Here is a 15,754-nt window from a genome sequence, read left to right as displayed (position 1 = left end):
TAATTTGAAAAATTTCTACCTTTTTTTAATTCTTCTTACATCTTTTGGATGTAAAAAAAATAACATAAATGCAGACAATCAAACTGTAAAAAAAGTTGATTTGTATCTCAAGAATTCTTTAGATAAAAAATATTCAGAAAAACAGCAATCTCTCTATAATGATAAGTCTGTGGAATTATTATCTCAAATGGAAAACTCTTTCTTCAAGAGAAAAAGTTTGGATTTAGTAATTGATAATTACTTTTATTTCAATCAATGGGATAAATATAATAAATTTTCTAAAGAACTATTAGATATTTCTAAGTCAGCAAAAGATACTATCCACTTAGCCAAAGCTTTAAGATATCGAGGAAATTATTACTACAAAAAAAATGTTTTAGATAGTTCATTTTATTTTTATAATAAATCTGAATTTTTTTTCAATAAACTTAAAGATTACAATAGTTATTCTGTTGTTTTACTAAAAAAAGGTATTGTACAATTAGAATTGAATGATTTTTTTGGTGCTGATGTTTCATTAACTAAAGCTTATAATATTTTAAAAAAGACTGAAGATTATCAACGAATCTATGCTGCTTTAAATTCTTTAGGAACAGTTTCTAGTGAGCTTAAAGAATATGATAGAGCAATAGAAAATTATAAAAATGCTCTAAAAATTGTATCTAACGCAAATTTAGAAACTACCGAACATCAAACTGCTAATTGTTATAATAATATAGGATTAGTTTATTTAGAATTAAAAAATTATAAAAGAGCGATTTATTATTTTGAGAAAGCACTGTCAGAAAAAAAATTAAAGGATGAAAATCAATTATTATATTCAAATGTAATTGATAATTTAGCTTATTCAAAATTTAAAAATAATGATTTGAAAAATATTGAAAAACTATTTTTTGAATCACTTAAGATTAGAGATAGTTTAAATTATTCGAGTTATAAGGTATTGACTTACATTCATTTGTCAGAATATTTTTTTAAAATTAATGATATAGTAAATGCAAAAAAATACTCTTTAAATGCAATCGAAACTGCTAAAATCTCTAATTTACCCTATTATTCAATTGCTGCACTTAAGCAAGCAACATTAGTTGACAAAGAAAATTCAGCTAAATATTCAGAGGATTATATTAGAATTAGTGACAGTCTTCAATTAGTAGAACGAAATTCAAAGGACCGTTTCGCTCGTTTGCAACTAGAAACTGATGAAATTATAAAGCAAAAAGATGATCTTGTTGAGCAAAACAGAGATATTCTTAACTACTTTATGGGAACTATGGCTTTTGTTGGAGTTCTGTTTTTTATGAGAGCACAAAGAGCAAGAAGAAGAGAACTTGCTCTTACCCAAGCTCAGCAACGCGCTAATGAAGAATTATATAAATTAATCATATCACAACAAAATAAACTTGACGAAGGCAAAGTCTATGAAAAAAACAGAATTGCCAAAGAACTTCATGATGGTGTTCTAGGACGAATGTTTGGTTTGCGACTCAATCTTGATGGCTTAAACAAAAGAACAGACGAGGAAGCTGTTCAAGAAAGACTAAGGTATTTAGAAGAATTAAAAACTATTGAGCAAGATCTTCGTGAAATTTCTCATGAGTTGAGTAGGGAAAAATTTGTTTTAATTAATAACTTTGTGGCTATTGTTAATGGATTGCTTGAAGAACAAACTAAAGTAAATCCAGCAAAATTAACAGCGACCATTGGCGAAAATATTGATTGGGATAAGCTTTCAAATACTACAAAAATTAACTTGTATCGTATTTTACAAGAGAGTTTACAAAACATAAATAAGTATGCCAACGCAAATTTTATAAAAGTTGACTTTAAAAAAGATAAAAAAGGAAATTTAATTCTTAATATTGTAGACGATGGCGAAGGCTATGATCTAAAAATGAAAAGTAAAGGAATTGGAATGAAAAATATGGTTGACAGAACCCACGAAAGTAATGGAACCATTGAAATAAAATCTGAAAAAGATAAAGGAACTCAAGTATTAGTTGTAGTTCCGCTTGAACATAAAACTATAAAAGTATAACAATGCCCCAAAACATTAATGTATTAATCGTTGATGATCATCCTTTTATTATTCAAGGATATAAAAATGTGATCAAATTATTCCCTGACAAAAAAATAGAATTCACATTCTATGAAGCAATAGATTGCAAAACAGGATTTGAAGCTGTAATTAATCCAGAAGTAAAATATGATATAGCTTTTCTTGATGTGAGTATGCCTCCCTACGAAGAAAAAAACATCATCACAGGTGAAGATATTGCAAAGTTGTTAATTAGCGAGATGCCAGAATGTAAAATTGCATTATTAACAATGCACTCTGAAAGTCTAAAAGTACAATCTATAATAGATGAAATTGATCCTCTTGGTTTAGTTATAAAAAATGATTTGGGTTTTGAAAGTATGATTTTGGCACTACAAACAATGCTTAGAGGAGAAAAATATTATAGCGATTCTGTAATTAAATTTTTAAACAATCAACAAAAAGAAAAAGTGTATGTTGATGTTATAGACAAACAAATTTTACACTACTTGAATAAAGGTGTAAGATATGACGATATTCCTCTTTACATAACAATTTCATCGAGTTCTGTGAAAACTAGAAAAGAAAATATGAAAGAGCTACTTGGAATTAAAGGATGTAAAGACTCAGAATTAGCTGCAGTTGCCAAAGACCGAGGCATGTTATTATAAAAACAAAAGCGATACTAATTGAAGTATCGCTTTTTTTATATCTATTCTTCCAAAGCATTCCAACCACGAGCTTTTAACGGAATTTTAGTGTTGGCTCTTGTTATCAAATGCGTTCCTTCACTTTCACCAACCATATGTCCGATTACTGTGAAGTTTGGATTGGCTTTTATTTTGTCAAAATCTTCCATTGCGATGGTAAACAATAATTCGTAATCTTCTCCACCATTTATTGCAACCGTTGTAGAATCGATATTGAATTCCTCACAAACATTAATAAACTGCGGATCAACCGGAATTTTCTCTTCATATAAATTACATCCAACTTTACTTTGCTTACAAATATGAATAATTTCAGAAGATAATCCATCCGAAATATCAATCATCGAAGTTGGTTTTACTTCCAATTTTGATAATAATTCTTTAATATCATGACGTGCTTCTGGACGTAATTGTCTTTCAATTAAATATGTGTAAGCATCCAAATCGGGTTGATTGTTTGGATTCACCTGAAATACTTGTTTTTCGCGTTCCAATACTTGCAATCCCATATAAGCCGAACCCAAATCGCCTGTTACAACCAATAAATTATTTTCTTTGGCGCCGTTTCTATAAACAATGTCTTCTTCGTTAGCTTCACCAATTGCGGTGATTGAGATAATCAAACCTTTTTGAGAAGAAGTAGTGTCGCCGCCAATAACATCAACATTGTAAAATTTGGCAGCCAAAGCAATTCCGTCAAATAATTCTTCCAATGCTTCAAGCGGAAAACGATTAGAAACAGCAACCGAAACGGTAATTTGAGTTGCTTTCGCATTCATAGCACAAATGTCAGAAACATTTACAACAACAGCTTTGTAACCCAAATGGCGCAAAGGCATGTAAGCCAGATCAAAATGTACGCCTTCAATTAATAAATCAGTTGAAACGACTACTTTTTTATCTTTAAAATCTAAAACAGCAGCATCGTCACCAATACTTTTTAAAGTGGAGGTGTTTTTGACATCAAAATTTTTTGTCAAATGGTCTATCAATCCAAATTCGCCCAATTGCGAAAGTGATGTTCGTTGCGGATTTTTATCTTCTATCATTCTGCAAAGGTAAGAAAGATTAACGATTGCGGATTAACGATTTTTGATTTTTGATTTTTTCTAAATAAGAAAATGAAATAATTTTTTTGCTTTAAAGGCTTAAAAGTACGAGGTATTTTGCAACTTTCATTTCGACCTTTTGGGAGAAATCACATAATAAGGTTAAATTCAAAAGTATAATCTTAATTTCTTGATAGTTTAAAAAAGAAAATTTTATCTTTAGGGACAATTACAATTATAAATGAAAAATCTAAAAATCACAACACTAACCATAAATCCATCATTAGACAAATCAACTCATTTTACAGGATTGATTGCCGAGCAAAAAATTCGTTGCGAAAAACCACGCTATGATGCTGGCGGTGGCGGAATAAATGTGTCGAAAGCAATTGCAAAATTAGGAGGAAAATCAACTTGTATTTTTACTTCTGGTGGTTCTTCTGGAGAAATGCTGGAAGAATTAATTGCGAAAGAAAGCTTAGAAAATGTTGCCATAAAAACTAAAAATTGGACTAGAGAAAATTTCATAGCATTCGAAAATGTAAGTAAAGCTCAATATAGATTCGGATTTCCTGGAAATGAATTTCATGAAGATGAAAAAGATGAAATTCTGAAAACCATAAAGGAATTAAAAACCGATTATTTAGTCATCAGCGGAAGTTTGAACGAAGGATTAGCAACTAATTTCTATCAAAAAATTGCAACAATAGCTAAAGAATCAAACATAAAAGTTATCGTCGATACATCAGGTGAAGCTTTGAAAAAGGTTTTAGAAACAGGTGTTTATTTAATCAAACCCAATATTGGAGAATTAGCAAAACTAATTGGCGTCGAACGATTAGAATTATCAGATGTAGAAAAAGCAGCAAAAAAGCTAATTGAAGATAAAAGCGCCGAAATTGTAGTAGTTTCACTTGGAGCTGATGGCGCAATTTTAGTCACAAACGAAGAAACATATCTTGTAAAAGCACCAAAAGTAGAAAAGAAAAGTACGGTTGGCGCAGGCGACAGCATGGTTGGCGGAATGGTTTGGGCATTATCACAAAACAAAACCTTAAAAGAAGTAATCCGAATAGGAGTTTGTTGCGGAACAGCAGCCACAATGAACGAAGGAACACAACTTTTTAAAGCTGAAGATGTGATGAAGTTGCTGGAAGAACTGAATTAAGCTTTAAATTTTCTAAAAGATTGAATCATTTCATAGATTCCGAAAGCAATTACAATTTTACCAAAAACGAAAATTAACCAACTTAAAGGATTTGTCAAGTAAACTCTATCAGTTTCTAATGGATTATAAAAATCTGTTACGAGGAAAAATCTAAAATAGCCAGATGTAAATTGAGTCCAATTTTTTAAGTCAAAAGAATTGAAGTAGTTTTCATTAATGAAGAACAAAGTAAAAAATAATAATGCAGATAAAAGAGTAAAGCCTAGAGCTTTCGTCCAACTATTTCCAAAATCAGTCGAAATTTTTGTCATATAAAGTATTGATTTGTCGACAAAATTTTTCTTCCAACTTAGTTCTTTATAATAAGTTGCCATTTCATAGTTTTTAAATCGATTAAAATCAATTCTGTTTTCTGCTTTTTGAATTTCTTGTTTTATTGTTCTTATCGTTCTTCTATTACAGTCATTAATATTAGTTATCTGAATGTCATCAAACAAAACATTTTTTTCAAAAGTAGTTCGGTCAATTGAAATGGAGTTAAATTGTGAATCTTGAAAAGTTAGTTCCTTGAAATTATTATCGTTTATTTCTAGTTTGTGGAATTTAGAATTATTGAAATTTACTCTTTCTATAAATTTTGACTTTTTAATATGAAAGCTTGATGAATTTTGACTAACTAAATTTTGAAAGGAAGCAAATTTGTTAAACAAACAATTTAAAAAATTGACTTCTCCAGTAAAATTTGAATTATCAAAGAAACATTCTTCAAATGAACATTCTTCAAAAGACAAATTACTCAAAACTGTTATGTTTTTAAAATTTGCTATATAACCAAAATTAGAATTTGAAATGAAAAAATCATTAAACTTTGCATTCTTGAAAAAAGTTCTAAATTCTTCTTTCTTTTCAAGATTTCCATTATTTACTATTAATTCTAATTTACCATTTGTTTGATTAAAATCTTCAAAATTTAATTCTTGAATAATTTCAACATTAAGATCAAGACCTCCATTTAATGGTGTATTTTTGTTGTTAAATCTAATTCTAGTAAACTTTCCTGAAATATCAACATTCGTTATTTTTTTAATTTCAACAAATATTAATCCACCTAGGTAGACATCAAAAAAATTTACGTGATCATTAAAAACACATTCTTTGAAAAAAATCGTCAAATCAGGTTGATTTAAATCTTCGATCTCAAAAAAATTAAATTCACAATTAATGAAATCTAATCGATTTAATTCCAAAAAGGCAGTATCAGTTTTTATGGATTGATATATAGGTTGAAAAATTTCATTTTCAAATTTTCTCCTACCGTTTTCAATTTCAGTATATAAATCAATCATTTCTACAATTTAACAAATCAAATATAACAAAAAACCCAACAACTTTTGTTATCGGGTTTAGTCTATATTCTATTCTCTATTTTCTTTATTCTTAAAAAATTAATCATTCAACTTCAAAACAGCCATAAATGCTTCTTGAGGAATTTCAACATTTCCTACTTGACGCATACGTTTTTTACCTTTTTTCTGTTTTTCAAGAAGTTTACGTTTACGAGAAATATCTCCACCATAACATTTTGCGGTAACGTCTTTACGTAACGCTTTTATAGTTTCACGTGCAATAATTTTAGCACCAATCGCAGCTTGAATTGGAATATCAAATTGCTGTCTTGGAATCAATTCACGAAGTTTTTCGGTCATTTTTTTACCAATATTGTATGCATTATCTTCGTGAATCAACGCAGAAAGCGCATCAACCGTCTGTCCGTTTAATAAAACGTCTAGTTTCACTAATTTAGAAGTTCGCATTCCAATTGGAGAATAATCAAACGAAGCATAACCTTTAGAAACTGTTTTCAATCGATCGTAAAAATCGAATACGATTTCAGCTAGTGGCATGTCAAAATTTAATTCAACTCTTTCCGTTGTCAAATAGGTTTGATTAGTTATTACTCCACGTTTTTCGATACACAAACTCATTACATTACCTACGAAATCAGATTTAGTGATGATAGTAGCTTTTATGTAAGGTTCTTCAACTCGGTCTAATTTTGAAGGTTCAGGTAAATCAGATGGATTGTTAATTACAAATGATGTTTCAGGATCTTTTTTGGTGTAAGCCAAATACGAAACGTTTGGAACAGTTGTAATTACAGTCATATCGTATTCACGTTCCAATCGTTCTTGAATAATTTCCAAGTGCAGCATTCCTAGGAATCCACATCGAAAACCAAATCCTAAAGCTGCTGAACTTTCTGCTGTAAAAACTAATGAGGCATCATTCAATTGCAGTTTCTCCATTGAAGCACGTAAATCTTCAAAATCATCTGTATCAACCGGATAAATTCCAGCAAAAACCATTGGTTTTACGTCTTCAAATCCAGTGATCATATTGGTCGTTGGTGTTTTTGCATCAGTAATTGTATCACCAACTTTTACTTCTTTCGCTTCCTTAATTCCTGAAATTAAATAACCAACATCACCAGCAGAAATTACATTTTTTGGAACTTGATTTAACTTTAATGTTCCTACTTCATCGGCAAAATATTCGTTTCCAGTTGCCATGAATTTAATCTTCTGACCTTTTCTAATTTCACCATTTTTAACACGGAAAATAACTTCAATTCCACGAAACGGATTGTAATGTGAATCGAAAATCAACGCCTGTAATGGTTCGTCTTTATTACCTTTTGGCGCAGGAATTTTTTCTATAATTGCAGCTAAGATATTTTCTACACCAAAACCAGTTTTACCTGAAGCGTGAATAATATCTTCCAATTTGCAACCTAATAAATCAATAATATCATCGCTAACTTCTTCAGGATTAGCACTTGGTAAATCGACTTTATTCAAAACCGGAATAATTTCCAAGTCGTTTTCTAAAGCCAAATATAAATTAGAAATCGTTTGTGCTTGAATACTTTGCGCAGCATCAACAATTAATAGCGCGCCTTCGCAAGCTGCAATAGATCGAGAAACTTCGTAAGAGAAATCTACGTGTCCGGGAGTATCAATAAGGTTTAGGATATAATCTTCACCTTTATATTTATATTCCATTTGAATGGCGTGACTTTTTATGGTAATTCCACGTTCACGTTCCAAATCCATGTTGTCAAGCAATTGTGCTTTTTCTTCACGAGCTGTAACGGTTTGTGTGGCGCCAAGAAGTCTGTCGGCAAGCGTACTTTTTCCGTGGTCAATATGTGCAATAATGCAAAAATTTCTAATATGCTTCATCTTCTGTATCTGTCAATTTTACTAATGCTTTCGCATTTAATCTGCAAATATAAAGCAAAGTTTTGATTTATAAGACTGAAACTTGAAACCTTAAACTTGAAACCAACAAAAATTTGTATCTTTGCAAAAAAATTAGTCCAATGCCCAAAATAGGCAACATCATATTACCAGATTTTCCACTTTTACTTGCGCCCATGGAAGACGTGAGTGATCCGCCATTTCGTAGGTTGTGCAAATTGCACGGTGCCGATTTAATGTATTCCGAATTTATTTCTTCGGAAGGATTGATTCGCGATGCCGTAAAAAGTCGTCAGAAATTGGATATTTTCGATTACGAACGTCCAGTTGGAATCCAAATATTTGGTGGCGATGAAGAAGCTATGGAAATGTCGTCACGTATAGTTGATGCCGTTCAACCCGATTTGGTGGATATCAATTTTGGTTGTCCTGTGAAAAAGGTTGTTTGTAAAGGTGCAGGCGCAGGAGTTTTGAAAGATGTAGATTTGATGGTGCGTTTGACTAAAGCAGTTATTAAAGGAACTAATCTTCCGGTAACGGTAAAAACGCGTTTGGGTTGGGATGAAAATTCTATCAATATCGATGAGGTTGCAGAGCGTTTGCAAGATATTGGTGTTCAAGCATTAACGGTTCACGCAAGAACTCGCGCTCAAATGTACAAAGGTCATTCCGATTGGAGTCATATTGAACGTGTAAAAAATAATCCAAGAATAACGATGCCAATCTTTGGAAATGGTGATATCGATTCTCCAGAAAAGGCTTTAGAATATAAAAATAAATACGGTCTTGACGGGATGATGATAGGTCGTGCCGCAATTGGGTATCCGTGGATTTTTAACGAAATCAAGCATTATTTTGCTACTGGAGAACATTTGGCAAAACCAACAATTGCTGATAGAGTAGAAGCAGCAAGAAATCATTTAATTTGGTCAATGGATTGGAAAGGTGAACGCCTTGGAATTGTAGAAATGCGACGTCATTACACTAATTATTTCAAAGGAATTCATGGTTTTAAAGAATACAAACAGCGTTTAGTAACGACAGACGAACACAACGGATTGATGGATATATTTGAAGAGATTAGCCAAGAATACGCTAATTATCAAATTGTTTAGTCTAAAAGCTTTTTTGTTACTCTACTGCTTGCAATAAAACTTGCAATAATTCCTAAAGAAACAATCGTTAAAAACACAATCAATACATTTAATATTGAAAATTCAACAGGATAGGCCAATGTTGGAGTTATCATAATAAGCTGGAATTGTTGTTGAATTAAAACAATGATAATTCCTAAAACCAAACCTATTAAACCACCTAAAACACTTAATAAGCTTCCTTGTAGCAAAAATACTTTACGTAAATCTTTAACTTCTGTCCCAAGATTATACAAGGTTTTTAAGTTTGCTTTCTTGTCTAAAATCATCATTATTAATGCTCCTATTAAATTGAAAAGAGCAATAACAATTACAAGAGTAAAAATAAGATAAACAGCAATATTTTCAGTATTTAACATTTTGTGTAAAGTTGCGTTTAATTCAGCTCTTGTTTTTACGTCAACTTTATTATTGAAAATGGCTTTTATTTTGGTAATTACTTCAGCTTCATTTGAATTAGGTTTTAATTTCAATTCAATTCCCGAAACTTGATTTGTTTTGTATTGTAATAACTCTTGTGCCAAACCTAAATCGGCAAATACATACTTAGAATCAAGTTCTTCGCTGATTGCATAAATTCCAACAGGAATCAAGACCGATTTATTAAAAGAATCTTCTGGATTTAAAGCCAAATCTCCTTTGCCGGGCTTAGGTGCCATTACTTCAAAAGCATTATTGAAGTCAAACAAACCCATAGATAATTTTTCAGAAATTCCATAGCCAACTACAACTTGGTAAGTTTTAGGCTTTAACCATTGACCGTTAAATAGTTTTTGAGATGCTTTACTTACGTTTTTAAAGTTGTTGTCAACTCCTTTTAGAATGGAAATTTGTTGTTTTCCATCGAAAGAGAATAATACTCGCTCTTCAATTATTTTACTAAAGTCAACTACACCTTCTGTATTTCTAATTTGCTTCTCTTGATCAGTTGTAATGTAAAATGATTTTCCTATGGATGGATTTACTTTTAAATCTGGGTCAAAATCATTTGAAAAGGATAAGCTAAATACTCTCAATCCACTAAAAACAGAGAGAACTACAAATAAAGCCATGGCTCCAACAATAATTCCTCCTGAAGCAATTTTAGTAATGATGTTGATTGCATTATTTTTGCTCTTACTAAAAAGGTATCGTTTAGCTATGTAAAAAGGGAAACTCACTTACGATCTCTTGCGTTTTTCTAGTAATTCTCTATTTTCTATAGGGTTTTCTTCTCTTTTTAAAGCATTGTCAATTTTTTCGATATAATCTAGTGAATCGTCAATGTAAAAAGAAAGATTAGGCACTTTTCTCAACTGCAATTTAACGCGTTGAGACAAGTCATGTTTTATTAATGGTGCATTAGATTTTACTGCAGCTAAAATTTCTTGAGCTCTATTTTGAGGAAAAACACTTAAATATACACGTGCTACACCCAAATCAGTTGTAACAACAACTTTAGAAACCGAAATTATCAAATTTGTAAGTCCGTTTTTTCTCACTTCACCTTGAAGAATATCTACTAAATCATTTTGTAGAACGCTTCCTATTTTTTTCTGTCTATTTGTTTCCATGGTGCAAAAATACGATTTTAAGTTTAATTTCAAGTCATAGCGTTCATTATGATAAAAATCATTAGTTAATAAAGTTCGGAATTAGTAACTTTGATTTCTAATAAATCATTGAAAACAATAGTAAAATAATGAGAAAAATAGAACATATAGGAATTGCTGTAAAAAATTTAGAAACTTCGAATTTATTATTTGAAAAATTATTTGGTGCACCAGCTTACAAACAAGAAGAAGTTGCAAGTGAAGGAGTAAAAACTTCTTTTTTTATGAACGGACCAAATAAAATAGAATTATTAGAAGCGACAAATCCTGAAAGTCCAATTGCTAAATTTATTGATAAGAAAGGCGAAGGGATTCATCATATAGCATTTGATGTAAAAGATATTGTTTCAGAAATGAAAAGATTGAAAGATGAAGGATTTATACTATTAAACGAAATACCTAAAAAAGGAGCAGACAACAAACTAGTAGCTTTTCTTCATCCAAAGACCACCAATGGAGTTCTGATTGAACTATGTCAAGAAATTGATTAGAGGAATTGAATTTCAAATGATTATAGATTTTGTAAAATTCTAATAAATCAAAAATTTAAAAACACTTGCAATAAATTAAAAATAGTAGTAATATTGCAACCTCATAACCGGTCCTATAGCTCAGTTGGTTAGAGCACCTGACTCATAATCAGGTGGTCCCTGGTTCGAGCCCAGGTGGGACCACAAGTAAAAGACCTCGAAAAAAAGAGGTCTTTTTTATTATACGTAAACCAAAATCGTTTTTTTTACGTTAATATTGAAAATATATGGTTGTTTGTAAATAAATTGTCAATTGTTTACTACAATAATTAAAATATAAGACAAAAAATTTTGATAAAGAGATTTTTTTTTTACTTTTACGCCCTATGAAAATTGTCCCAAATAAGATAATAGTATTAATCGTCGGGTTGCTTAGTGTAAATTTTACATTTGCAGCACCAGATCCGCCAGCGCCAATTCCACCACCACCACCAGGTTTACCTGTAGATGGAGGAGTAATGGTCTTGTTTTTTGCGTCATTGATTTTTGCATTTTACAAAATATATACAATAAAAAAAGCTTCAAGATAATTGAAGCTTTTTTGTTTTAATAAGTTTATATTCATTTGATAGCATTCAATTTTGCTACATATTTCCCAATTACATCAAATTCTAAATTAATTTTTGTTCCAATTTTAAAACTTTTGAAATTAGTATGCTCAAAAGTGTAAGGTATTATAGCAACACTAAATTCATTGATTTTAGAATCTACAACAGTTAAACTTACTCCATTAACAGTAATTGAGCCTTTTTCAATAGTAATATTGTTTAATGCAGCATCATATTCGAAAGTAAATTTCCAACTTCCGTCTGTTTCTTCAACAGATTTACAAAAACCAACTTGGTCAACATGACCTTGAACAATATGTCCATCTAGTCTATCTCCAAGTTTCATTGCGCGCTCTAAGTTTACAATATCGTTTATTTTCCAATCACCAACGTTTGTTTTGTCAATTGTTTCTTTAATCGCGGTTACAGTATAGTTGTCGTTTTCTATTCCAATCACTGTTAGGCACACACCATTATGAGCAACACTTTGGTCAATTTTTAATTCGTTCGTTATGGATGAGTTAATAGTAAGATGAAGGTTTTCTTCTTCTTTTACAATGTCTTTTACTATTCCAAGGGTTTCTATTATTCCTGTAAACATTTGTCGTTTTATTTTACTAAATTTGCACTTCAAAATTAGCAATAAATAAGAAGAAGTCACTATGAAAAAAGCAGAAAATATAATCGTTGGAATTTCTATAGGAGATTTAAACGGTATTGGAAGCGAAGTAATATTAAAAACATTTGAAGATACTCGAATGTTAGAGTTGTGCACACCGGTAATTTTTGCTAATGTTAAGATTTTATCCTTTATTAAAAGAAACCTCAATTCTGAAGTTGCACTTCATGGAATTGATAAACTGGAACAATTAGTAAAAGGAAAAATTAATGTGCTTAATGTTTGGAGAGAGGGAGTAGATATTAATTTTGGTCAAAATGATGAAAACGTAGGAAAGTATGCTATAAAATCATTTGTTGCTGCTACCGATGCTTTGAAAGAAGGACTAATAGATGTTTTAGTTACTGCTCCAATTAATAAATATAATATTCAATCGGAAGAATTTAAATTTCCAGGACATACTGATTATTTGGACAAGGAATTGGAAGGTAATGCATTAATGTTAATGGTTCAAGACAATCTAAGAGTTGGATTATTAACTGATCATGTTCCAGTAAATGATGTTGCTAAGCATTTGACAGAAAAATTAATTTTTCAAAAAATTGAAACTATTAATTTGACTTTAAAACAGGATTTTAGCATAACTAAACCTAAAATTGCGGTTTTAGCTTTGAATCCTCATGCTGGTGATAATGGAGTTATTGGTAAAGAAGATGACGAAATTTTAAAACCCGCAATTAAAAAATTATTTGATAAAGGAATTCTAGCATTCGGACCCTATTCTGCAGATGGATTCTTTGGAAGCGGTCAATATGAAAAGTTTGATGCTGTAATTGCAACCTATCACGATCAAGGATTAATTCCTTTCAAAACGTTGGCTTTTGGCAATGGTGTGAACTACACTGCAGGTCTAAATAAGATAAGAACGTCTCCAGATCATGGAACAGCTTATGAAATTGCAGGAAAAGGATTAGCAGATGCATCCTCATTCAAAGAGGCTGTTTATCTTGCGATTGACATCTATCACTCAAGAAATGAGTATTTAGAGTTGTCAAAAAACCCTTTAAAAATAAAAGAAAAACAATTAGAAACAAAAAAAGGTGCTTAACGCTTTTGGATTTACAATAAATTTATATCTTTGCACTCCCAAACCCGAATCTTCGGATGGGACAAATTGATGAAATGATGAAAGTTACAAATGAATTTTTAATTCCGTTTATTGGATTAAAGTTAGGAAAACATCAATTTGAATTTCAAATAAAGAAAAAGTTCTTTGATAGTTTTGATTATCACGAATATGAAGATTGTGATATCAAAGTAAATGTAGTTTTAGAGAAAAAAAGTACCATGTTGGAGCTTTCTTTCAAACACAAAGGAACAATTCATGTGCCTTGTGATTTAACTAACGAAATGTTTGACCTTCCAATAAAAGGAAAAATAAGATTAGTAGTTAATTTTGGAGAAGAGTTTAATAACGATAACGAAGAGTTATTGATTTTGCCTCATGGTGAGCATCAAATAGATATATCACAATATATTTATGAAATGATTGTGCTTTCGGTTCCGTTAAAAAGAGTTCATCCTGGCATAAAAGAAGGAACTTTACAAACAGAAACCCTCGAAAAATTAACAAAACTATCTGTAAAAGAACAGAAAAAAGAGAGTAAAAAAGAAGAAAATACGGACCCTAGATGGGACAAATTAAAGCAACTATTAACGGATAAATAATATAGTAAAATGGCACATCCTAAGAGAAAAATCTCCAAAACGAGAAGAGATAAGAGAAGAACACATTACAAAGCTACTGCAGCTACAATTGCAACTTGTCCAGTAACTGGAGAAGCACATTTATACCACAGAGCTTACTGGCATGAAGGTAAAATGTATTACAGAGGTCAAGTAGTTATTGATAAATCAGTAGTTGCTGCTTAATATATTTTTAAAATTACATTTAAACTCTCACGACCTGTGAGAGTTTTTTGTTTTTTATAAAATTTGATTATAACTAAATATTTTTTTGTAAATTCCACCTCTTTTAAAATTTGATTTATAAAGAGGTTATAAATAAACTATATGAGTAAAATTACAGCCGCAATTACCGCTGTTGGTGGATATGTTCCAGATTATGTTCTGTCTAACCAAGTATTAGAAACTCTTGTAGATACCAACGACGAATGGATTACTACTAGAACTGGTATTAAAGAAAGAAGATTGTTGAAAGAACAAGGGAAAGGAACTTCTTATTTAGCTATAAAAGCTGCCCAAGATTTATTTAAAAGAGGAAATATTAATCCAGCTGAAATTGATTTGGTAATTATGGCAACTGCTACGCCAGATATGCCTGTTGCTACAACTGGAGTTTATGTTGCTACACAAATTGGAGCAGTGAATGCTTTTGCTTATGATTTATCTGCAGCATGTTCAAGTTTTCTTTATGGTATGTCAACAGCTGCGGCATACATAGAATCAGGTAGGTATAAAAAAGTTTTATTAATTGGAGCAGATAAAATGTCTTCAATAATCGATTATACCGATAGAGCAACTTGTATCATCTTTGGTGATGGAGGAGGAGCTGTTTTATTTGAGCCTAATAACGAAGGACTTGGACTACAAGATGAATTTTTACGTTCCGATGGAATTGGTCGTGAATATTTAAAAATTGACGCAGGAGGTTCTATTTTACCAGCTTCTAAGCAAACGGTAGAAAATAGTCAACATTTTGTTTTTCAAGATGGGAAAACCGTTTTCAAATATGCTGTCTCTGGAATGGCTGATGTTAGTGATAAAATAATGCAACGTAATAATTTGACCAAAGAAGATATAAATTGGTTAATTGCTCATCAAGCTAATAAAAGAATTATCGATGCAACTGCATCAAGAATGGAACTTGACGAAGAAAAAGTCTTAGTAAATATTCATAAATATGGAAACACAACTTCAGCAACATTACCTTTGTTGTTGAGTGATTTTGAACATAAATTTAAAAAAGGAGATAACCTTATTTTTGCTGCTTTTGGTGGCGGATTTACTTGGGGTTCAATATACCTTAAGTGGGCATACAACAAACAATAAAAACTATAACTTAA

Annotated in this window: 16 protein-coding genes and 1 tRNA gene; 11 read left to right on the top strand and 6 right to left on the bottom strand. The window is 30.9% G+C overall.

The window, feature by feature from the left end:
* Window positions 1–4: 4 nt before the first annotated feature.
* Window positions 5–2,038: a tetratricopeptide repeat-containing sensor histidine kinase gene (locus ABD766_RS05130; protein WP_344815660.1), complete on the top strand. Its 2,034-nt coding sequence runs from the start codon at window positions 5–7 to the stop codon at window positions 2,036–2,038.
* Between the two features lie 2 nt (window positions 2,039–2,040).
* Window positions 2,041–2,709: a response regulator gene (locus ABD766_RS05125; protein ID WP_344815659.1), complete on the top strand. Its 669-nt coding sequence runs from the start codon at window positions 2,041–2,043 to the stop codon at window positions 2,707–2,709.
* Between the two features lie 41 nt (window positions 2,710–2,750).
* On the opposite strand, the gene thiL is transcribed toward ABD766_RS05125, so the two are convergent.
* Window positions 2,751–3,797 carry a thiamine-phosphate kinase gene (gene thiL, locus ABD766_RS05120; protein ID WP_344815658.1) on the bottom strand — a complete coding sequence of 349 codons (1,047 nt, stop codon included), beginning with the start codon at window positions 3,795–3,797 and terminating at the stop codon, window positions 2,751–2,753.
* A 241-nt stretch (window positions 3,798–4,038) separates the two neighbouring features.
* On the opposite strand from thiL, the gene ABD766_RS05115 reads away from it, so the two are divergent.
* Window positions 4,039–4,965, top strand: coding sequence for a 1-phosphofructokinase family hexose kinase (locus ABD766_RS05115; protein ID WP_344815657.1), 927 nt, complete (start codon window positions 4,039–4,041; stop codon window positions 4,963–4,965).
* Here the strand turns inward: ABD766_RS05115 and ABD766_RS05110 are convergent.
* Window positions 4,962–6,311 (bottom strand): pentapeptide repeat-containing protein, encoded by a 1,350-nt coding sequence (locus tag ABD766_RS05110; RefSeq protein WP_344815656.1) that lies wholly within the window; start codon window positions 6,309–6,311, stop codon window positions 4,962–4,964. The genes ABD766_RS05115 and ABD766_RS05110 overlap by 4 nt on opposite strands.
* 99 nt (window positions 6,312–6,410) lie before the next feature.
* Entirely contained in the window at window positions 6,411–8,207 is a 1,797-nt protein-coding gene (gene lepA / locus ABD766_RS05105; RefSeq protein ID WP_298303113.1) for a translation elongation factor 4, read from the bottom strand.
* A 140-nt stretch (window positions 8,208–8,347) separates the two neighbouring features.
* Between lepA and dusB the strand changes: the two genes are divergently transcribed.
* Complete coding sequence (dusB, locus tag ABD766_RS05100; RefSeq protein WP_344815655.1) at window positions 8,348–9,340, top strand: tRNA dihydrouridine synthase DusB; 993 nt, start codon at window positions 8,348–8,350, stop codon at window positions 9,338–9,340.
* Here the strand turns inward: dusB and ABD766_RS05095 are convergent.
* Both ABD766_RS05095 and rbfA read right to left on the bottom strand, forming a co-directional pair.
* Window positions 9,337–10,539, bottom strand: a complete 1,203-nt coding sequence (locus ABD766_RS05095; protein ID WP_344815654.1) for an ABC transporter permease — start codon at window positions 10,537–10,539, stop codon at window positions 9,337–9,339. The genes dusB and ABD766_RS05095 overlap by 4 nt on opposite strands.
* Complete coding sequence (rbfA, locus tag ABD766_RS05090; protein ID WP_344815653.1) at window positions 10,540–10,932, bottom strand: 30S ribosome-binding factor RbfA; 393 nt, start codon at window positions 10,930–10,932, stop codon at window positions 10,540–10,542. It lies immediately after the preceding gene.
* Between the two features lie 128 nt (window positions 10,933–11,060).
* Between rbfA and mce the strand changes: the two genes are divergently transcribed.
* From mce to ABD766_RS05075, 3 genes are all read left to right on the top strand, one after another.
* A complete protein-coding gene (mce, locus tag ABD766_RS05085) occupies window positions 11,061–11,462 on the top strand; it encodes a methylmalonyl-CoA epimerase (RefSeq protein WP_298305564.1) in 402 nt (133 codons plus the stop codon).
* 109 nt (window positions 11,463–11,571) lie between these two features.
* Window positions 11,572–11,645: transfer RNA gene (locus ABD766_RS05080), tRNA-Ile, on the top strand.
* Window positions 11,646–11,827: 182 nt separating this feature from the next.
* Window positions 11,828–12,031 carry a hypothetical protein gene (locus ABD766_RS05075; RefSeq protein ID WP_344815652.1) on the top strand — a complete coding sequence of 68 codons (204 nt, stop codon included), beginning with the start codon at window positions 11,828–11,830 and terminating at the stop codon, window positions 12,029–12,031.
* 31 nt (window positions 12,032–12,062) lie between these two features.
* On the opposite strand, the gene ABD766_RS05070 is transcribed toward ABD766_RS05075, so the two are convergent.
* Window positions 12,063–12,650, bottom strand: coding sequence for a riboflavin synthase (locus ABD766_RS05070; protein WP_344815651.1), 588 nt, complete (start codon window positions 12,648–12,650; stop codon window positions 12,063–12,065).
* A gap of 61 nt (window positions 12,651–12,711) precedes the next feature.
* On the opposite strand from ABD766_RS05070, the gene pdxA reads away from it, so the two are divergent.
* From pdxA to ABD766_RS05050, 4 genes are all read left to right on the top strand, one after another.
* Window positions 12,712–13,776 (top strand): 4-hydroxythreonine-4-phosphate dehydrogenase PdxA, encoded by a 1,065-nt coding sequence (gene pdxA, locus ABD766_RS05065; RefSeq protein ID WP_344815650.1) that lies wholly within the window; start codon window positions 12,712–12,714, stop codon window positions 13,774–13,776.
* A 77-nt stretch (window positions 13,777–13,853) separates the two neighbouring features.
* Complete coding sequence (locus tag ABD766_RS05060; protein WP_344815982.1) at window positions 13,854–14,396, top strand: YceD family protein; 543 nt, start codon at window positions 13,854–13,856, stop codon at window positions 14,394–14,396.
* Between the two features lie 9 nt (window positions 14,397–14,405).
* Entirely contained in the window at window positions 14,406–14,600 is a 195-nt protein-coding gene (gene rpmF, locus ABD766_RS05055) for a 50S ribosomal protein L32 (protein ID WP_298305572.1), read from the top strand.
* A 141-nt stretch (window positions 14,601–14,741) separates the two neighbouring features.
* Window positions 14,742–15,740, top strand: coding sequence for a beta-ketoacyl-ACP synthase III (locus ABD766_RS05050; RefSeq protein WP_298305574.1), 999 nt, complete (start codon window positions 14,742–14,744; stop codon window positions 15,738–15,740).
* Window positions 15,741–15,754: the final 14 nt, after the last annotated feature.

This window comes from Flavobacterium cheonanense (genome assembly GCF_039539185.1).
In the GTDB taxonomy this organism is placed as follows: domain Bacteria; phylum Bacteroidota; class Bacteroidia; order Flavobacteriales; family Flavobacteriaceae; genus Flavobacterium; species Flavobacterium cheonanense.
Note: the sequence above shows the minus strand (reverse complement) of the source record. Positions and strands in the feature narration are given on the sequence as shown.